Annotated in this window: 20 protein-coding genes and 1 tRNA gene; 5 read left to right on the forward strand and 16 right to left on the reverse strand. The window is 73.0% G+C overall.

Annotation, left to right across the window (positions count from 1 at the left end; translation table 11 throughout):
* Window positions 1–18: 18 nt before the first annotated feature.
* The 8 genes from BM242_RS19315 to BM242_RS19345 form a co-directional block, all read right to left on the reverse strand.
* Entirely contained in the window at window positions 19–996 is a 978-nt protein-coding gene (locus BM242_RS19315) for an RNA polymerase sigma factor SigF (protein ID WP_093840129.1), read from the reverse strand.
* 203 nt (window positions 997–1,199) lie between these two features.
* Window positions 1,200–2,015: an RNA polymerase sigma factor SigF gene (locus tag BM242_RS19320; RefSeq protein WP_245834283.1), complete on the reverse strand. Its 816-nt coding sequence runs from the start codon at window positions 2,013–2,015 to the stop codon at window positions 1,200–1,202.
* Window positions 2,016–2,276: 261 nt separating this feature from the next.
* Window positions 2,277–2,441, reverse strand: coding sequence for a hypothetical protein (locus tag BM242_RS29545; protein ID WP_165984225.1), 165 nt, complete (start codon window positions 2,439–2,441; stop codon window positions 2,277–2,279).
* Window positions 2,442–2,767: 326 nt separating this feature from the next.
* Window positions 2,768–3,649, reverse strand: a complete 882-nt coding sequence (locus BM242_RS19325; RefSeq protein ID WP_093840131.1) for an alpha/beta fold hydrolase — start codon at window positions 3,647–3,649, stop codon at window positions 2,768–2,770.
* Between the two features lie 258 nt (window positions 3,650–3,907).
* A tRNA-Ser gene (locus BM242_RS19330) sits at window positions 3,908–3,994 on the reverse strand.
* 59 nt (window positions 3,995–4,053) lie between these two features.
* Window positions 4,054–4,560, reverse strand: a complete 507-nt coding sequence (gene tadA / locus BM242_RS19335) for a tRNA adenosine(34) deaminase TadA (RefSeq protein WP_093840272.1) — start codon at window positions 4,558–4,560, stop codon at window positions 4,054–4,056.
* Window positions 4,561–4,595: 35 nt separating this feature from the next.
* Complete coding sequence (locus tag BM242_RS19340; RefSeq protein WP_093840132.1) at window positions 4,596–5,126, reverse strand: tRNA adenosine deaminase-associated protein; 531 nt, start codon at window positions 5,124–5,126, stop codon at window positions 4,596–4,598.
* Between the two features lie 202 nt (window positions 5,127–5,328).
* Window positions 5,329–5,517, reverse strand: a complete 189-nt coding sequence (locus BM242_RS19345; RefSeq protein WP_093840133.1) for a hypothetical protein — start codon at window positions 5,515–5,517, stop codon at window positions 5,329–5,331.
* A 195-nt stretch (window positions 5,518–5,712) separates the two neighbouring features.
* Here BM242_RS19345 and upp point away from each other — a divergent pair, with 195 nt between their 5' ends.
* Window positions 5,713–6,345 carry a uracil phosphoribosyltransferase gene (gene upp, locus BM242_RS19350; RefSeq protein WP_093840134.1) on the forward strand — a complete coding sequence of 211 codons (633 nt, stop codon included), beginning with the start codon at window positions 5,713–5,715 and terminating at the stop codon, window positions 6,343–6,345.
* Window positions 6,346–6,357: 12 nt separating this feature from the next.
* On the opposite strand, the gene BM242_RS19355 is transcribed toward upp, so the two are convergent.
* The 3 genes from BM242_RS19355 to BM242_RS19365 all read right to left on the reverse strand — a co-directional run bounded on the left by BM242_RS19355 (window position 6,358) and on the right by BM242_RS19365 (window position 9,392).
* A complete protein-coding gene (locus BM242_RS19355; protein WP_093840135.1) occupies window positions 6,358–7,113 on the reverse strand; it encodes a LytR C-terminal domain-containing protein in 756 nt (251 codons plus the stop codon).
* 132 nt (window positions 7,114–7,245) lie between these two features.
* A complete protein-coding gene (locus tag BM242_RS19360) occupies window positions 7,246–7,542 on the reverse strand; it encodes a type II toxin-antitoxin system VapB family antitoxin (RefSeq protein WP_093840136.1) in 297 nt (98 codons plus the stop codon).
* 227 nt (window positions 7,543–7,769) lie between these two features.
* Entirely contained in the window at window positions 7,770–9,392 is a 1,623-nt protein-coding gene (locus tag BM242_RS19365; RefSeq protein ID WP_093840137.1) for a M28 family metallopeptidase, read from the reverse strand.
* 366 nt (window positions 9,393–9,758) lie between these two features.
* Here BM242_RS19365 and BM242_RS19370 point away from each other — a divergent pair, with 366 nt between their 5' ends.
* Window positions 9,759–10,721: a DMT family transporter gene (locus BM242_RS19370; RefSeq protein WP_217652540.1), complete on the forward strand. Its 963-nt coding sequence runs from the start codon at window positions 9,759–9,761 to the stop codon at window positions 10,719–10,721.
* 165 nt (window positions 10,722–10,886) lie between these two features.
* Here the strand turns inward: BM242_RS19370 and BM242_RS19375 are convergent, their stop codons facing one another.
* Together BM242_RS19375 and BM242_RS19380 are read right to left on the reverse strand one after the other, a co-directional pair.
* The gene (locus BM242_RS19375; RefSeq protein WP_093840139.1) at window positions 10,887–12,224 is read right to left on the reverse strand and encodes a PucR family transcriptional regulator; all 1,338 of its coding nucleotides are present in this window, start codon (window positions 12,222–12,224) and stop codon (window positions 10,887–10,889) included.
* Window positions 12,225–12,350: 126 nt separating this feature from the next.
* Window positions 12,351–12,938: a hypothetical protein gene (locus BM242_RS19380; RefSeq protein ID WP_093840140.1), complete on the reverse strand. Its 588-nt coding sequence runs from the start codon at window positions 12,936–12,938 to the stop codon at window positions 12,351–12,353.
* A 151-nt stretch (window positions 12,939–13,089) separates the two neighbouring features.
* On the opposite strand from BM242_RS19380, the gene BM242_RS19385 reads away from it, so the two are divergent.
* From BM242_RS19385 to BM242_RS19395, 3 genes are all read left to right on the forward strand, one after another.
* Window positions 13,090–13,851 (forward strand): SDR family oxidoreductase, encoded by a 762-nt coding sequence (locus tag BM242_RS19385; RefSeq protein WP_093840141.1) that lies wholly within the window; start codon window positions 13,090–13,092, stop codon window positions 13,849–13,851.
* 213 nt (window positions 13,852–14,064) lie between these two features.
* Entirely contained in the window at window positions 14,065–15,531 is a 1,467-nt protein-coding gene (locus BM242_RS19390) for a glycosyltransferase (RefSeq protein WP_093840142.1), read from the forward strand.
* Between the two features lie 22 nt (window positions 15,532–15,553).
* A complete protein-coding gene (locus BM242_RS19395; protein ID WP_093840143.1) occupies window positions 15,554–16,576 on the forward strand; it encodes a galactose-1-phosphate uridylyltransferase in 1,023 nt (340 codons plus the stop codon).
* A 63-nt stretch (window positions 16,577–16,639) separates the two neighbouring features.
* Here the strand turns inward: BM242_RS19395 and BM242_RS19400 are convergent, their stop codons facing one another.
* The 3 genes from BM242_RS19400 to BM242_RS19410 all read right to left on the reverse strand — a co-directional run bounded on the left by BM242_RS19400 (window position 16,640) and on the right by BM242_RS19410 (window position 18,672).
* A complete protein-coding gene (locus BM242_RS19400) occupies window positions 16,640–17,425 on the reverse strand; it encodes a sporulation protein (RefSeq protein WP_093840144.1) in 786 nt (261 codons plus the stop codon).
* Window positions 17,426–17,627: 202 nt separating this feature from the next.
* On the reverse strand, window positions 17,628–18,083 hold the full coding sequence (locus BM242_RS19405; RefSeq protein WP_093840145.1) for a hypothetical protein: 456 nt from the start codon (window positions 18,081–18,083) through the stop codon (window positions 17,628–17,630).
* 115 nt (window positions 18,084–18,198) lie between these two features.
* Window positions 18,199–18,672 (reverse strand): ATP-binding protein, encoded by a 474-nt coding sequence (locus tag BM242_RS19410; protein WP_093840146.1) that lies wholly within the window; start codon window positions 18,670–18,672, stop codon window positions 18,199–18,201.
* Window positions 18,673–18,721 lie beyond the last annotated feature (49 nt).

Genomic DNA, 18,721 nt, shown 5'->3' on the forward strand with positions numbered 1-18,721 from the left:
GGCTCCGGCCCGGGACCTTCACTCCTCGGCGGTCAGGCCCTCGCGCAGTTGGGCGAGCGTACGGGTGAGCAGCCGGGAGACGTGCATCTGGGAGATGCCGACCTCCTCGCCGATCTGCGACTGGGTCATGTTGCCGAAGAACCGCAGCATGATGATGCGCCGCTCCCGGGCCGGCAGGCGGGCCAGCAAGGGCTTGAGGGACTCCCGGTACTCCACGCCCTCCAGGGCGCCGTCCTCGTAGCCCAGGCGGTCGGCGAGCGACCCTTCGCCGCCCTCCTCCTCCGGGGTCGGGGAATCCAGCGAGGAGGCCGTGTAGGCGTTGCCGACGGCCAGGCCGTCGACCACCTCGTCCTCGGACACGCCGAGGCAGGACGCCAGTTCCGCGACGGTGGGCGAGCGGTCCAGCCGCTGGGAGAGCTCGTCGCTGGCCTTGGTCAGGGCCAGCCGCAGCTCCTGGAGGCGGCGCGGCACCCGCACCGACCAGGAAGTGTCGCGGAAGAACCGCTTGATCTCGCCCACCACGGTGGGCATGGCGAAGGTCGGGAACTCCACGCCGCGTTCGCAGTCGAACCGGTCGATGGCCTTGATCAGGCCGATGGTGCCGACCTGGACGATGTCCTCCATGGGCTCGTTGCGGCTGCGGAACCGGGCCGCGGCGTAGCGGACGAGCGGGAGGTTCAGTTCGATCAGCGTGTCCCGGACGTAGGAACGCTCGGGGCTGTCCGGGTCGAGTTCGGCCAGCCGCTGGAAGAGCGAGCGGGACAGGGTGCGGGTGTCGAAGCTGTCGGAACTGGCAGCACCGGCAGTACCGGCAGCGCCGGCGGGGCCGGCGGGGCCGGCGGGACGGTCTTGACGGGTGTCGGAACGGTCGGAGTGAGCCGCGCCGGTCGAGTCCTCGGCCGGGATGTCCGCGGGTGCCTGGGGTGCGGGGATCAGCGGCACCTGGGGCGTGTCGGGTGTGGTGAGCACCTTGGAGCTGTCCAGTTCGACGGACATGCCACCCCCTTGGGTTCGTGGATGTGTCGCAGCGGCGCTCTCCGGACCGAGAAGTGCGTCGCCCTCTCGTGAATACCGGAGCTGACACCGCGGCAAACGCGGTTCTAGCAGAATGTCACAGGTCGTCAACACGATGTAGCGCCTTGTCGACAAAACGCACGAGCTCAGCCGCTGGTTCCCGGGGATTGTGTCCCGCGCAGGAGCTAAGCGTCGATCGTATTTCCGGCGCGCAACCGGGCGAAGCTCCGCGAGAGCAGCCGTGAGACATGCATCTGACTGAGTCCCAGTTCCAGACTGATCTGGCTCTGCGTCAGATTGCGGTAGTAACGGAGCAAAAGAATGCGCTGCTCGCGCTCGGGAAGCTGCACCAGCAGATGCCGTACGAGCGCCCGGTGCTCCACCCCGGTCAGTTCCGGGTCCTCGTAGCCGAGCCGCTCGACCAGGCCCGGGGTGGTGTCCTCGCGGTCCTGCACCGCCTCCAGCGAGGACACCCGGTAGGCGCGGCCCGCCTCCAGCCCGGCCAGCACCTCCTCCTCGGGGATCCCGAGCCGCTCGGCGATCTCGGCGGTGGTCGGGGTGCGGCCCAGGGACAGGGTCAGGTCCTCGGTGGCGCCGTGCACCTGGATCCAGGTCTCGTGCAGCCGCCGCGGCACATGGACGGCTCGCACATTGTCCCGGAAGTAGCGGCGGATCTCCCCGATGATCGTGGGCATGGCAAAGGTGGGGAACTGGACCCCGCGCGAGGTGTCGAAGCGGTCGATGGCATGGATCAGCCCGATGGTGCCGACCTGGACCACGTCCTCCAGGGGCTCGTTGCGGCTGCGGAAGCGCAGGGCCACATAGTGCACCAGCGGCAGATTGGCCTCGATCAGGGCGCCGCGCACCCGCGCGTGCTCCGCGCTGCCGGGCTCCAGCGCGGTGAGCCGCTCGAAGAGGGCCCGGGTCAGGGCGCGCGCCCGGGCGCCCCGGGTCCTGCGGCTGTGCTCACGGCTGTCGGCATGGCTCTCGCTCTCCGCCACGCGCCTACCGCCCCTCCGCCACCTCTGTCCGGGCAGCCGATGGACCGCTCCCAGCGCCATCGGCCGGTGAATGAATCAGGTGAATTGACCCGGAATACCCGGAATACATGCAAAAACTTGCAGAGCGGTCATAGCATCACAAGACATGTCCAGGGGTGCAAGCACCGCCCCGGTCCGTGTTGTTCGCGCGCGGCCGGCCCCGCCCGCCCGCACCGCCTCGGCGCCCGGCCTGACCTGCGCACACCGCCGCCCTCCGGCGGGTTACTGGACCAGCGCGGTCATGAAGTCGCCGACCCCCTTGGCCGCATTGGACACGCCCTGGAAACCAAGATGAACGATCTCCGCCGCCCGGTCCGGAGAGTTGATGATCGTGTACAGCACGAAAACGACCAGGATATAGAGCGTGATCTTCTTGGCCTGGGCCATCTTCGTGCGCCTCCCCCTCGATGCCTCGCGATTCCGGCGACTGCCGGGTGAGTCTAACGAGAACAGGAGACTATTTGACTTCCGTCATACATTCCGATCGCCGCCCCGGGCCCAAGGTCCCGGAAATACGGGACCTTCGGGTCTTTCTTCGCACCACCCGGCAACGGATGCTGGAAGAGCGTCCGGGGCGGCGGGGATGTCCCCCCTGTACCCGCCCCCCGGGCCAGTCTCCCCCCGGACCAACCGCGCCCGATGACCGGCAGGGACCGGCAGACAGCACGGCGCGGAGCCGACCGGCCGGGCATCCGGCAGCCGCTACTCGCTGATCAGCTCCGGAGCGCCGGATCCGGGGCGGTGTGCCGCAGAAGGGCGGGGACGAGCAGATCCCATACCGCCGGCGGCGGCGCCTGGTGGCCGAATCCCTCGAGCATCAGCAGTTGTGCGCCGGGGATTTCCCGGACCAGTGCATGCGCGTGGCCGGGCGGGAAGAGCGGATCCTCGCTGCCGTGGACGACCAGTACGGGAGCGGTCACCTCATCCAGGCGGTGGGTTGCGCCGTCCTCGCCCTCCGCCAGGATCCAGTGGTTCTTCATAGCGGCCTCCGGGTTGGCCGTCCGGCCGACCGCCCTGCGGGCCACCGCGCGCACCCAGGTCTCGTCGAAGAAATCCGGGCCCGCGTACGGCCGCTCCTGCTCGGCGACATAGTCCACGACGGCGTCACCGTCGCTCCAGTCGGGCTCCGCAGCCGGGGCGTCGAACACCGCCCTGAGCCGGTCCGCCATCGGCGGGAGGCGGGCCTCGTGAACGAGCGGGAAAGCGGGACTGGTCGACATCAGGGTCAGCGTGGCCACCCGGGCGGCGTGCTCGGCCGCGAGGTGCTGGGCGATGCCGCCGCCCATCGACAGCCCCACCACATGGGCCCGCCCGCCGTCCCCCAGCGCCTCGATCAGCCCGGCCGCGTCGCCGGTCAGGTCGGAGCCGGTATAGGCGGGCGCACCCGGCGGGCAGCCGGTGGAGCGGCCGGTGTCGCGGTGGTCGTACCGGACGACGAACCGGCCCCCGTCGGCCAGCCGGCGGCAGAACCCGGCGTCCCACCAGTCCATCGAGCATGCTCCCCCCGCGATGAGCAGCACCATGGGCGCGAGCGGATCACCGAAGGATTCCGTGCACAGCTCCGCATCACCGACCCGCACCATCGTCTCCGCCATGGTGCGACTCTAGGTGCGGCCACCGACAGAACCGGGGAGGCCGCCGCCCGCCAGGGCCACTTCTTCGTTCTGTACCGCAAGACGGGCCTTGCGCCGGCGCGGAAGGCCTGGCCCGCGCCGGCCCGGCCAGGGGGCGCGGGCCGGCTCCGGGTCACTGAACGGCCTTGCCCCCAAGGAGCCACGCCATGGCACCGAACCCCGGATTACGCGGACGGCCGGACCCTGGTGGGTCCGGCCGGGCGTTTGTGCATGTGAGAGCGGTAGCGGAGGGATTTGAACCCTCGGAGGAGTTGCCCCCTCACTCGCTTTCGAGGCGAGCTCCTTAGGCCGCTCGGACACGCTACCGGGAGGAAGCTTAGCCCACGTCCCGGCCGCGGCCGAAATCGGTATCGCGGCGGCGGGGGTCAGGTGCGGCGGAAAGGGCCGAAGAAGTCGGTGAGCAGGCGGGCGCAGTCGGCCGCGAGCACGCCGGGGATCACCTCCGGCCGGTGGTTCAGGCGGCGGTCGCGGAGCACGTCCCAGAGCGAGCCCGCCGCGCCCGCCTTGGGGTCCACCGCGCCGTAGACCACCCGGTCGACGCGGGAGAGCACCGCGGCGCCGGCACACATGGTGCAGGGTTCGAGGGTGACGACCAGGGTGCAGCCGGACAGCCGCCATTCGCCGCGCCGGGCCGCGGCGGCGCGCAGCGCCAGCAGCTCGGCGTGGGCGGTCGGGTCCCCGGTGGCCTCGCGCTCGTTGCGGCCCGCGGCGAGCACCGGGCCGCCGCTGCCGCCGGGGCCGAGAAGCACCGCGCCCACCGGTACGTCACCCGTACCGGTGGCGGCGGCGGCCTCGGCCAGGGCGCGCCGCATGGCGGGCACCCAGGGGTCGCGCAGTGGGTCGTGCCGGGATGCACCGGCGGGGAGAGGCATGGGGTCGGGCACCGGCAGCCGGTCCGCCGGTGCGGTCAACGGACGGCTTCCAGGACCTCGGCGCAGCCCAGCGCGTCGGCGATCTCGCCCAGCGCGTTCTCGGGGGTGAGGGCGAGCACCACGCCCGCCGAGATGCCGAAGTCGTCCATGAGTTCCGGGTCGCCGACCGGGCCCGGGGGAACGGCCTCGGCGGCGTCGGGATCCTCGTCCAGCCCGCCGGCCTGCTCCTCGTCCTCCGCCACCTCCAGTTCCGTGTACTCCGCCAGGTCCGGGGAGCTCTGCGGCTCCCGGCCCAGCAGTTCGTCACTGAGCAGGATCTCGCCGTACGCGCTGCGCATGGCCCGTGCGGCGTCGGAGACGAACACCCGGGGGTCGTCCTCGCCGTCCACCCGGACGATGCCGAACCACACGCCTTCCTGCTCCATGCAGACGAGCACCGGCTCGTCGTCCACCGAGGCCGCGCGGGCCAGCTCGGCCAGCTCGTCCAGGCTCTCCACATCGTCGAGCTCAGTGTCACGCGCTTCCCAACCGTCTTCGGTCCGCGCGAGCAGTGCGGTGAAGTACACCTCGACTCTCCCCACTCGGTTCGGCAGTGCCTTCTCTGGTTGCCTTCTGGCATCGTGACAGAAAAGGCCAGTCCTGTCGGGTAACTCAGGGCTTCATTTCTGTGCCGGGCGCCCCGCGGCCTGCCTGCGGAGCCGCCCGGCGGGGGCGCACCGGCGGCACGCCGTCCTCCGGGTGCGCAGGGGTGTCCGGCACGGGCATTGCTCAGGATTGCCCAGGAGCCGTCCACCGGAAAGTACGCATCCGGTGCTGCTGCCGCAGCCGGGCGTTCCGGGCCCGTCGCGGCCGTACCCGGTCGCGGAGCGCCTGGGCCTCCTGGAGTTCGCGGAGGAACTCGGCGCGGCGGCGCCGGCGGACGGCGTCCGGTTCCTCGGGGTGTCCGGGACGCGGCATAGGCCTGCTCCCTCCTTCCTCCCCGCGACGATTCCCCTTCGGGTACGGAACGGCGGTTTCACCAGCCTCTTCGTCTACTCTGGCCCCGCCGTGCCACGGCGTCCAGCGGTGTACGCCGCCCGGATGCCGGCCCGCGGCGGGCCGCACAGACCCGCACGCCGCCGGGGTGTCGGAGCTGTTCGCTACTGTCGGACCATGCGCATCCATGTCGTCGACCACCCGCTGGTGGCGCACAAGCTGACCACGTTGCGTGATGAGCGCACCGACTCCCCCACCTTCCGGCGGCTGGCCGATGAACTGGTGACCCTGCTGGCCTATGAGGCCACCCGTGATGTCCGCACCGAGGTGGTGGACATCCGCACCCCGGTGGCGGGGACGACCGGCGTGCGGCTGTCCCGGCCGCGCCCGATGGTGGTGCCGATCATCCGGGCCGGGCTGGGCATGCTGGACGGCATGGTCCGGCTGCTGCCGACGGCCGAGGTCGGTTTTCTCGGCATGATCCGGGACGAGACCACGCTGCGCGCCTCCACCTATGCCAACCGGCTGCCGGAGGATCTCTCCGGGCGGCAGGTGTATGTGCTCGATCCGATGCTGGCCACCGGCGGCACCCTGGTGACGGCGATCCGGGAGCTGATGCGGCGCGGAGCGGACGATGTCACGGCGGTCTGCCTGCTGGCGGCCCCGGAGGGCGTGGAGGTGCTGGAGCGGGAGCTGGCCGGGGCGCCGGTCACGGTGGTCACGGCCGCCGTGGACCAGCGGCTGAACGAGCACGGCTTCATCGTCCCGGGCCTGGGCGACGCCGGGGACCGGATGTACGGCGCGGTGTGAGCGGGGGCGGGGTCAGCAGTCGGCGGCGGCCCGCTCGGCCTCGGCGGCCAGTGCGCTGATCACGGCCTCGGCCTGGGCGGCCGGGGCGAGTTCCTCGAAGGCGTCCCCGATCACGAGGTCCACCGCGTCCACCGCGTCCACCGCGTCCACCGCGTCCGCGGCGTCCGCCGCGTCCGCCGCTCCTTCGCCGCCGCCCCCGGCGTCCGGCTCCGCGGTGGCGGAGGGCGGCACCAGCGGCTCGCCCACCCGGGTCTCGGGCTTGGCCAGATGGGCGCCGACCACCGCCAGCGTCCCGTTCTCCCGCGCCTGCGCCGAGCCCACCAGCAGCCCGCTGCCGCTCACCTTGCCGTCCAGGTCGGCGGGGGCGTTGTCCACCACCCCGATGACGAAGCCGCGCTCGGCCAGCCCGTCGGCGGTGGCCTGGGCCAGGCCGGAGCGGGTGGTGGCGTTGTAGACATTCACCGTGATGGTCTCCGGCGCGGGCGGCGGGGCCGGCTTGGCGTCGTCCCGGCCCGCCGGGCAGCTCCCGTTCCGCACCCCGCCGTCGCCGCCGCGCCCGCCGGCCTCGGCGGCGTCCCCGGAGTCGTCGCCGAAGCCGAATACGCCGGTGAGCTGGAGGGTGCCGAAGCCCAGCCCGGTGAGCACCACCAGGGTGGCCAGCACGGCCAGCGCCTTCCGGCCGCGTCGCCTGGGCCGGGACATCCGCGGATAACGATTGCCCGTGATGCGGTACTTCCCACCCATGCCCGGCGGCGTCAGCATGCTCATGAGCGCAGCGTAGCCGCGTCCCCCGGCCCCGCCTACGAGATGATCAACGGTAAGCGGCAGATGCGGCCCAAACGGGGCAGAGACTTGATCGTTCCGTGCCCTGGGCGTCGGCCGGGCGGCGGGCGGAGCCGGTCAGTCGAGTTCCAGGACGCGGGCGTGCAGCACCTGTCGTTGCTGGAGCGCGGCACGCACCGCCCGGTGCAGCCCGTCCTCCAGGTAGAGATCCCCCTGCCACTTCACGACATGGGCGAAGAGGTCGCCGTAGAAGGTGGAGTCCTCGGCGAGCAGGGTTTCCAGATCGAGCTCTCCCTTGGTGGTCACGAGCTGGTCCAGGCGCACAGGCCGCGGTGCGACGTCTGCCCACTGCCGGGACGTCTCCCGGCCATGGTCAGGGTACGGCCGCCCAGTTCCGATGCGCTTAAAGATCACAGTGAGAGCCTACCGTTCGGGTGCCGCTCCCCGCAGCCTTGCGCCGAGGACGCGATCTTCGCATCCAGGGCCATGTGGGTATCAAGCGGACGGAGTGATCGGGGAACGTCGCGGCCGAGCGGCCCGGCTTGCGACCGTTCGCGCCGCGGGCGCACAACCGAAGCCCGCCGGGTGCGCCGGGCATGCGCCCGGTGCACCCGGCGGGGCAGATCCGTGCCGGGCCGCCGTCAGGCGGCTTCGGCGTGGCCGTGGTCGTCGTGCAGGCCGCCCTGCTCGGCGGTCTCCGGGTCGGCCGGGCCGGCCGCCGGCACCTCCTCGGCCAGCGAGCCGGTGCTCCAGGCGTACATCCCGACCAGATGCGCGATCACATCGATGTTGGTCTCGAACGCGGTCAGGTCCAGGTTGTCGATGTCGTCGCACTCGGCGTGGTAGCAGGCGTCGTAGGCCACCCCGGCCTCACCGCCCCACAGCTCCGCCTGCGCCTCGGTCTTGAGGCCCTCCGCACCGGTGAAGGTGCCGCCGGAGGGGATGCCGACATCGATGAACGGGCCGTAGTCGCTGCGCCCGCTGAACGCGGTCGGCCGCGGCTCCTTGCCCTTGCCGTCCAGGAAGGTGTTGATCAGGTGCTCGATCTGGGCCGAGCCGTCGGGGCCCGGTTCGGAGAGCCCCTCGGAGCCGTCGCCGTCATAGACGAAGATGCCGTAGTTGGGCGAGGCGATCATGTCGAAGTTGAGGTAGAGGGCGATGTTGCCGCGCTCCTCCTCGGTCAGCTCCGACACATAGTGCTCGGCGCCGAGCAGCCCGAACTCCTCGGCCGACCACAGGGCGAAGCGGACCTTGTTGGGCGCCTTGCCGTGCCGGTCGGCCCTGGCGAGCTGGAGCGCGGTCTCCAGCACCCCGCCGGAGCCGGAACCGTTGTCGTTGATGCCGGGCCCCTCCGGTACGGAGTCCAGGTGGGCGCCGACCATCACCACGTTCTCCGGGTCGCCGCCCGGGGTCTCGGCGATGACGTTGGGCGTGGTGCGGGTCTCGCGGAACTCGCGCAGCTCCAGCGCGACCGTCACCTCGCCCTCGGCCAGGCCGGCGGCGAGCGCCTCGCCCGCCTCCAGGGTGATGCCGCCGGTGGGCAGCACGGTCTCGTCCGGGCTGCCCAGGGTGCCGTTGAGCGGGCCTTCGGTGTTGTTGTAGACGATGGCGGCCACCGCGCCGGCCGCGGCGGCGTTCTGCTGCTTGAGGGCGAAGGTGCAGCCGCCGCGCTTGATCAGCGCGATCCGTCCGGTGAAGCCGCCGTCCGCGAAGTCCTCCGGCTCGCAGCCGTTGCTGCCGTCCTCGTCGACGGGCGCGGCGGCCAGCGCGCCCTCGATGCCGCCCTCGGGGGTGGAGGCGGTGTAGGACATGGCGATGATGCCGATGTCCCGCTGCTCCGGGGTGAGCTGACGCAGCGTCTCGGCCAGGGTCTCGCGGTATTCGAAGTCGAAGTACTGGTAGGTGACGTCGTAGCCGGCGGCCCGGAGGAGGCGGCCGGCGTACTCCGCGGAGGCGTCGTGGCCGGGTGAACCGGCGGCCCGGTGGCCGCCGTGCTCGTCGGCCATCTCCTGCCAGGCGTACAGATGGCGCATGGCCCGGCCGGCGCTGGTGCGCTGCACCAGCTTGCGGGCGAGCTGCCGGCCCTTGTCCCGGTGCTTGTCCCGGTGCTTGTCCCGGTCCAGGTGGTGCTTTCCGGGCTGGTGCTGTGCGGACGTCGCGGTCGCAACGGTGCCGGAGTCGGCGTGGGCGGCGGTGGGGGTCACCAGAGCGGGGGCGGCCACGGCGAGCAGCGCGAGGGCCGCCAGTGCGCCGCGGGACCTCATCGGCGGTCGTGTCACACGGATTCCCACAGGGGCAGGTCCTTCCGAGGAATACGGCGGGGACAGTTGAACCACGCACCGCGTCCGGGTTGCGAACGCGGCGCACGGGAAAGTACCGGCATCCGGGCATGCGCGGAACGCATGTGGCACGTGTCATGGATGATTAGCCTGATTAATACGAAAACTTCACCGGATGGTCCCACTGCCCACCCGGAAACTGGTCCGCCCGATCCGCCGTCAAGTGGTCCTCCCGGACCCTTGCCCCCCGGCTCTACTGGGGTCGGCACATGCGCGGCGGGGGAGGGCGGTGGCGCCGCGGCCGGTCCACCGCCTCCCCCGCCGCCCCGATTGCGGAAGGGAAGCGGGACGGTGGACGGAAAGCCGGTGTGGCAGGGGGCGTTCTACGGGGCCGGGGCGATGGCGCTGGCGGGCAGTTCGGCGGCGGTGCTGGCCGGGCTGTCCGGCTATCCCGCGCTGGGCGGCCAGGCGCTGCGCTACGCCGGGGCGGCGGCCGTGCTGCTGCTTGTGCTGCGGCTGCGCCGGATCGGTCATCTGCGGCCGACCGGCCCGGAACTCGCCCGGCTCACCGTGGTGGCCGGGACCGGGCTGGCCGGGTTCAACGTCTGCTACGTACAGGCGGTGCGCCATGCCGATCCGGCCAGTGTGGGAGCGGTGATCGGCGCGCTGCCGGTGGTGCTGGCGGTACTGGACCCGCTGCTGCGGAGGCGGGCACCGCGGCCCCGGCTGGTGCTGGCGTCGCTGGTGGTCACGGGCGGTGTGGCGCTCACCCAGGGGCTGGGCGGCGGCAGCCCGGCCGGACTGGCCTGGGCACTGGGCGCGCTCGCCGGGGAGGTGGCGTTCTCCCTGGTGGCCGTGGCGCTGCTGCCGCGCTACGGCCCGCTGCGGGTGTCGGCCTACGCCTCGGTGCTGGCGGTGCCGCTGCTGCTGGGCGCGGCGCTGGCGCTGGACGGGCGTGGAGCGCTGCCGGTGCCGACGGCCGGTCAGCTCGGCTACTTCCTCTATCTGTCGGTGGCCGTGACGGCGTTGGCGTTCGTGCTCTGGTACGCGGCCGTGGCCAGGCTGGGCGCGGCGCGGGCGGGGCTGTGCGCGGGCGTGGCACCGGCGAGCGCGGTGGCCGCGGCCTGGCTGCTCGGCACCGGCTCCCCCACGCTCGCGGATGTGGCGGGGGCGGCGCTGGTGGGGCTGGGCGTGACCGCCGGCCTGGCCGGCGGCGGCGATGGCGGCGGGGAAGACGCCGGGGAAGGTGCCGGCGGACGCCGGAGGCCGCGCGGCCGTACCCGCCCGGCGGCGCCGCTCCGGACGGAACGCTGACCGGCCGCTGCCCGCTGCCCGCCGCCCGCTGCCGAGGTGCGGAAGCCCGGCGGCCGTGGGAGCGGCCGGACGAGGAGGCCCCGGCGGGCGGCGCGGAGGAACGGTGAGGAAGCGGCGCCCGGCCGGGGGTGGCCGGACGACGGCCGGCCCGCCGGGCGGGGCGGGTCAGGCGGGGCCGGACCGGGAGCGGACCGGGCGGCGGGCCGGGCCGCCGGAGTGCGGGCCCGGCCGCTCCGCTGCCGCGGCCGGCGGCAGGGCGCGCGGCAGCAGGGGCAGGGCCCGCAGGGCCAGCGCCCAGCCGAGTCGGGTCTCCCCCGAGTCCGCGGACCGGCCGGTGAGCTCGGAGATCCGGGCCACCCGGTTGAGCACGGTGTTGCGGTGGCAGTACAGCCGGGACGCCGAGGCGGTGGCCGAACCGCCGGTCTCCAGCCACACCCGCAGGGTGTCCAGCAGCACCCGCCGCTCCGCGCTGCTGCGCAGCACCCCGCCGAGGTAACGGTCCACCAGCCGTTCCGCGGTCTCCGGCTGCTCGCACAGCAGCGCCTCGGGCAGCCGCTCGTCCAGCACGGCCACCTCGCCGCCCTCCGGGGGCAGGGTGCGCAGCGCGCGCTCGGCCAGCCGCAGGGCACCGTCCGCCTGGGCCAGCCGCAGGATCACCGGCGACACCCCGGCGGTGCTGCCCAGCCGCTCCCGGAGAACGCCGCTGAGCCGTTCGGGAGTGAGGCCGCCGAGCCGGACGAGCCCGGCGTTCACCCCCCAGGCGGGCGGGCCGGGGAGCGGACCGGCGGCCCGGGGCCGCCAGAACGACCACACCCCGTGTTCCTCCAGCGCCGGACCCGGGTCGGTGGGCGCGGCCGGGTCCTGGGCCGCGGCCACCAGCACATAGCGGTCCTGTTCCGGGATGCCGAGCGCGGTGGCCGCCGCCTTGGCCACCGCCGGGTCCGCGCCGCGGCCGTCCAGCAGTGCCTCGAACAGGGCGCCGCGCCGGGTGTCCTCCCGCTGGTGCAGTTCGAGCTGGGTGAGCCGGTAGGACTCGCTCATCGCCGAGGAGTAGGTGTCGATGGTCTCCCAGACCGCGCCGGCCACGTCCAGCGCCCGGTGGCCCGGCTCGACCGACCAGTCGCGCAGCAGCTCGGTGATGGCCTCCCACACCACCCGGCCACCGCGGCGGTAGGCACGCAGCACCGTCTCCAGCGGCACCTGCTGCACGGCCCGGCGGCGGCCGGTCTCGCGGGCGGCGGCCTCGAAGCCGCCGGAACCGCCGGGGCCGGCGGGGCCGCCGGCCGGTGTGTCGCCCAGTTCCTGGAGCGAGTGCAGCAGGTTCTGCCGGACCGTCTCGCGCAGGTCCTCGGTGGTCACCGGATGGCCGGAGGCGTAGAGCTCGCTGTGCGCGTGGATGTCCGAGACCACCCGGGTGGTGAGCGCGTCGAGACGTCTGAGCAGCGCGGTGGCCAGCGCCGTGCGCAGCCGCTGGTCCGCCTGGTCGGTCCCGTCGCTCGCCATGGTCAGGAAGGCTAGGCGGATGCCGCGCCGTCGGCCCGGCGGTCGGGTCGGTTGCCCAGCGGGATGTCCGACACCCTGTGCACCTGCACAGCGGCGGCGGTACGCGGGGGCCGGCCGGCGCCCGGGTCAGCCCTTGTCGCCGCTGCCGCTGCCGCTGCCGATCCCGCTGCCGCTGCCGCCGTCGGCCGGGCCGGTGGTGTGCGGGCCGCGCTCCCTCACCCGGCGCACCCGGTCCAGGGACTCGCGCAGTTCGGTGAGCCACTCGTCGGCGTTCCGCTGCACCAGCCGGACGCACCAGGCCAGGGCCTCGCTGCGGCTGCGGGCCACTCCGCCGTCGATCAGGGTGTCCAGCACCTGCCGCTCGGGCTGCCGCAGCCGGGTCATCACCGGCGCGGCGACATGGGTGAACAGCTCCCGCCGCGCGCCGCACTCCGCGCCCCAGGAGACCTTGCGCCGGAACCGGCGCTGGGCCTCCCGGGCGATCTCCATGCGCTCGCCCCGGGTGCGTTCGCGGAATTCCGAGATCCGGCCCTCCCGGGCGGCCTCCCGCTCCGCCTCCGAGGGGGTTCCGGGCAGTTCCGGTTCGGTGATCCGCCCGATGACGGTGATCTCCTCGCGGTCCACGGTGATCTCCGCGAGGACGCTGAACAGCCCGGCGGGAAGCCGCCCGGCGAACCATCCGCGTACCTGCTCCTGCTCCTCTTCCGTAATCATGTAATGAAGATTACGCACTTGCATCGGCGCAGCCAAGGGGCCGGTACGGCACGAGCGGTTAGCATGCGCACGATCTACCGCCCAGTAACCACGGCTCGGGCCGCCCGCCCGGTGGCCGCGGACGTCACGCACGCACGGAAGGCCCGCCTCCTTGAGTGAACGCCGCAACATCCTCATCACCGGCGCCAGTTCTGGCCTCGGCGCCCAGATGGCCCGGGAGTTCGCGGCCCGGGGCCGCAATCTGGCGCTCTGCGCCCGCCGCACCGAAGCGCTCCACACGCTCCGCGCCGAGCTGCTGGCGGCACACCCCGGCATCACCGTGGCGGTGCGCGCCCTGGATGTGAACGACCACCCGGCCGTCTTCGAGGTCTTCCGGGCCCTCGCCGACGACCTCGGCGGACGGCTGGACCGGGTGATCGTCAACGCCGGTCTGGGCAAGGGCAGACCGATCGGCACCGGGGGCTTCGCCGCCAATGTCCAGACCGCGCAGACCAACTTCACGGCCGCGCTGGCCCAGTGCGAGGCGGCCATGGAGCACTTCCGGGAGCACCGGGACGGGCATCTGGTGGTCATCTCCTCGGTCAGCGCGCTGCGCGGCATGCCGCGCAGCGTCACCACCTACGCCGCCACCAAGGCCGGGCTGTCCGCGCTGGCCGAGGGCATCCGGGCGGAGATGCTGGCCACCCGCACCCCCATCCGGGTCTCCGCGGTGCACCCCGGCTATATCGCCACCGAGATGAGCGGACGGGCCGCCCGCACCCCGCTGATGGCGGAGCTGGACAAGGGGGTGCGCTCGATGGTCCGGGCGATCGAGCGGGAGCGGGCCGACGCCCGGGTGCCGGCCTGGCCGTGGGTGCCGGTGGGCTTCCTGGTGCGCCACCTGCCGCTGCGGCTGGTCGCCCGGTTCGGCTGACCCGGACCGAAGTCCGCGCCGCCCGCGCCGCTTCCCGGGCCCGGATGGCCTGTCAGGCGGCGGCGCGCGCCGGCCGCCCGGCCCCGCCCCCGGGCCGTTCAGCCGCTGCCCGCCGGGGTACCCGCGTGGAACCTTGGTCACCAGGCATGCACACCCGGACACGCACCGGAGCGACGGCCGGGGCGGGACGCGGGCGAAGGGACGGTTGGGCAGATGCTGCAAGGGGTTGACGTGGGGCGCCAGAATCTGGACTCCTACCGCGCCTGCGTCGGTGACGAGGTGGTGGAGGGGCTGCGCACGCTGGCCGCACCGCTGCGCGGGGCACGGGTGCTGCATGTGAACGCCACCCCCTACGGCGGCGGCGTCGCCGAGATTCTGCGCTCCGAGGTGCCCCTGCTGCGCGATCTGGGCCTGTCGGTGGAGTGGAAGACCATCAGCCCCGGGGAGGAGAACGGCTTCTTCAAGATCACCAAGGCCATTCACAACGCCCTCCAGGGCGACCCCCGCGGGCTCCGGGACGAGGACTGGCGGATCTACCGGGAGACCTCGGCGCGGGTCGCCGCATTCCTCCGGGACGACTACGACGTGGTGATCGTGCACGATCCGCAGCCGCTGGCCCTGCCGCTGCTCTGCGGGCGCGGCGACGCCCACTGGGTGTGGCGCTGCCACATCGACAGCTCGGCGCCCAACTCCACGGTCTGGGACCGGCTGAGCCCCTATCTGGCCGAATTCGACGCCGCGGTGTTCACCCTGGGTGCGTTTGTACCGCCGCGCATCCCGGTCGGGCGGGTGGAGATCATCCCGCCCGCCATCGATCCGCTCAGCCCCAAGAACATGCCGATCGACGCCTCCCTGGCCAAGGGCGTGCTGGACTGGATCGGCGTGGACACCGGGCGTCCGCTGCTGGTGCAGGTCTCCCGGTTCGACCGCTGGAAGGACCCGCTGGGCGTGATCGCCGCCTATCGGATCGTCAAACGGGAGATCCCCGAGGTCCAGCTCGCGCTGGTGGGCTCGATGGCGCTGGACGACCCGGAGGGCTGGGAGGTCTACCGGGAGATCAGCGTGTCCGACACCGACGACCCGGACATGTTCCTCTTCACCAACCTGACCGGGGTGGGCAACATCGAGGTCAACGCCTTTCAGCGGCATGCGGACGTGGTGATCCAGAAGTCCGTCCGGGAGGGCTTCGGCCTGGTGGTCTCCGAGGCGCTGTGGAAGGGCACCCCGGTGGTGGCCGGCCGGGCCGGCGGGATTCCGCTCCAGCTCGGCGACGGTGTGGGCGGTGAGCTGGTGGACTCGGTGGAACAGTGCGCCGATGCGGTACTGCGGCTGCTGGGTGATCCGGCGGCGGCCCGGACGCTGGCCGCCGGCGGCACGGTACTGGTCCGGGAACGCTTTCTGCTGCCCCGGCTGCTCGGCGACGAACTGCGACTGGTCGGCGATCTGCTGGGGAGGCGGCCGGCCGCTCCGGCGGCCCTGGCCGGCGCGGCCTCGGGGACGGCGGGCGAGCCCAGGGATCCGGTGTGCGGCATGCGGATCACGGACGGCAGCCCGTATCGCCGCAGCCACCGGGGCCGGACCTTCTTCTTCTGCTCGCGGTCCTGCGCCGGGCAGTTCGACGCCGATCCGGAGCCCTTTCTGCGCGCCCCGGCCGCGGCGGCGGCCGGGGGCGGCGCCTGAGGACCCGGGGCCGGAAAGCACCATGCCGGAACTGCGCCGTGATCCGTTCTCCCACGACTGGGTGATCCTGGCCCCGGAGCGGGCCGGGAGGCCGCATCGCGCGCACGGGCCCGCGCGTGATCCGGACTGCCCGTTCTGCCCGGGCCATGAGTCCCGCACCCCCGAGGAGCTGTGGCGGCTGACGGACCCGGCCGGCGGCTGGCGGGTACGAGTGGTGCGCAACCGCTATCCCGTGCTCCTCCCCGGCGCCGCGGAGCGGTACCGGAACGGCCATGGAGACGGAGACGGCGACGGCGACGGCGGGCTGTACCGGTCGGCGGCGGGCACGGGCAGCCACGAGGTGGTCATCGAGTCCCGCGACCACGGCTGGGACCTGCCGGACGGCGACGACCGTGCGGTGACGGATGTGCTGCGCGCCTGCCGGGCCCGGGTCCGGGCGCTGCGCGAGCGCGGCCCCGGCCTGGTGGTGCCGTTCCGCAACCACGGCCCGGCGGCCGGCACCTCACTGCCGCACCCGCACTCCCAGATCGTCGCCCTGCCGCTGGTCCCGCCCCGGCAGCGGCGGCTGCTGGCGATCGCCCGCGACCACTTCGAGCGGCACGGCAGCAGCCTGTACGCCGATGTGCTGGACACCGAACTGGCCGACGGCCGGCGTCTGGTGGCGGTCGAGGAGCATGTCGTCGCGCTGGTGCCCTATGCGGCGCGCGGCCCGTACGAGACCTGGATTCTGCCGCGCCGCCCGGCCGCGTCCTTCGGCGACGCCGACGACCGGGAACTGGCCGCGACCGCCGCCCTGCTGCGCCGTACCGTCGCCGCGGTGCTCTCCGTGCTCGGACCCGTCTCCTACAACCATGTGGTGGCCAACGCGCCCAATGGGGAACCGGACGTGCCCTGGTTCCGCTGGCAGCTCACCCTGGTGCCGCGCACCGCGGCGGGCGCGGGCTTCGAGCTGGGCACCGGGATGTCGATCAGCCCGCTCCCGCCCGAGGACGCCGCCGCCCGGCTGCGCGCCGCCCTGCCCCCGCCGGGCGGGCCGGAGAAGTGAACCGGCCGGGTCCCGCGGCATCGCGGGAGCCGGCCGGGAAGGACCGGAGTGGACCGGGCGGCGTCAGAAGAAGCCGCCGCGCCGCTCCACCATGCTGCGGATCCAGCCGTCCACCTCGGCCACCCAGTCCCGCTGCCCCGGGGCCTCGTGCGGCACGGTGTAGCGGTGGATGACATCGCCGCCGGAGCGGAACAGCCCGCCGCGCTTGTCGGCCTCCAGAATGACCTCCAGCCCGGCCGGACTGGCCAGGAAGGTGATCTCCAGCTCGTTCATCACGCCGTGGTACTGCGGCGCCGGAGCCATCTCGATCTCCTGGTAGAACGGCAGCTGCTGGTTGGTGCCGCGGATCCGGCCCGCCTCCAGGTCGGCGGACTTGAAGATGAAGCCCATCCGGCCCAGCGCGTCCAGCACCCCCTCCTGCGAGGGCAGCGGCAGCACCGAGACCGGGTCCATGTCACCGGCGTCGATGGCGCCCGCCACGGCCAGCTCGGTGCGCACCCCGAGGCCGATGCCGAGCTGGCGCCCGTACATCTCGGTGACCGGCGTCTCCCACGGAACCGGGATCTGGAACGGAATCGACCGCCGCTCCTCCTCGGCGATCCGGAAGGCGCCGCCCACCTGGACCTTGTGGAAGCCGACCAGACGGTGCCCCTCGTAGTCCTCGGTCTCCACCTCCACCCGTCCGGCGAATTCCAGGGAGACGCCCTGGATGTCGAAGCTCGCGCTGCCGCCGAGCATGTGGACCTCACCGGTGAGGGTGCCGCCGGGGTAGACCGGACCCGGCGTCAGAATCGTGTCCACCTTGGGAGCGCCCACCCCGAGCGCACCGAGCAGCCGTTTGAACACCATGCCGGCGCTCACACTCCTTTGTTCGCATGCATACTGTGCAATCACTCGCCCGGCACGACAGCCCGGGCCGCCCGCGCCGCGGCGGAGCCGTTGCACACCTGTCCCGAACAGTCCCAGCTACCGCCGGGCGGTGCAACCGTTACGACGGAACTGTGAAAAACGGGCACAGGTGACGGTTCCGCCACCGCGCTCGGTCATCAGCTCAGACGTCGCAGGAGACGCCGGGGTTCTGTGCGGCGAACATCCCGTCCGGATCGTCCTGCCACACCCATGCGTGCAGGGTGTGGAACGGCGCCTCCCCGCTGGGCGGGTCAAAGGTCCGGCCGAACAGTGAGGCGGGCTCGAACGAGGCGTACTCCACGGCCACCAGGCGCAGTCCGCCGTCCGGCAGCGGGGCGTAGACCAGCACATTCGGCTCGGTGGCCACCAGTTCGCTCTGATCGGCGGCGACCGATCCGAGAAAGTGGAAGCCCATGCCCGGCACACAGGGGGAGGCCAGTTCATAGCCGTCGGCGAGCGCGCCCCAGACGTTTTTGTACCTGGCCGTGGCCTCCCGCACCTCATGCAGGCCGCCACCGGTTCCGGCGGCGGGCGCCGCGCCGGGCAGCAGCGACACGGCCGTCACCAGACTCGCCATGGTCAGCAGACGTCGGTACATCACCAGCTCCTTGCTTCCGGCACCGCCGCGACGGACTGTGCCCGCAAGGTAACCCGGCGCGCATGCCGTCTCCCCCTGCCACGCCGGACCCGCCCTTCCGCACCGGAGAGCGGGCTCAGGAGGCGTGCAGCAGGGCGTCTTCGCGCCAGGTGAGGATCTTGTCGATGGAGACCACGGCACCGCCCGCCTCACCGGGCTGATTGCGGAACCGCACCCGGTCGGCCAGCGCCTCGATGAGGCGCAGCCCCCGGCCGTGCTCCTGCTCGTGCTCCCGGTCGCACTCCCGGACGGCCGCCGCGGCGGACAGGCGGGCACCGGTGCGCCGCACCTCGGCGGGAAAGCCCGGGCCGGAGTCGGTGACCTCGATCCGGCAGACATCGCCATTGATGGCGGCCGTCACCCGGAAGCTGTCCGACCGGCCGCCGCCGTGCAGCACCGCGTTGGAACACGCCTCGGAGAGGGCGACGGAGATCTCGTAGGAAACGCTCTCCTCCACCCCCGCGGTGCGCATGGCACCGAGCAGCAGGCGCCGGGCGAGCGGGACGCTGGCAGCCTCCCGCCGCAGTTGGAGAGACCACCAGATGCTCATACCGCATCCCTTCGAGATCCCTTGGAGACCGGTCTCCAGCCGCGCGGCA

Origin of the sequence: Streptomyces aidingensis (assembly GCF_900112355.1) — a bacterium.
GTDB classification, from domain to species: domain Bacteria; phylum Actinomycetota; class Actinomycetes; order Streptomycetales; family Streptomycetaceae; genus Streptomyces; species Streptomyces aidingensis.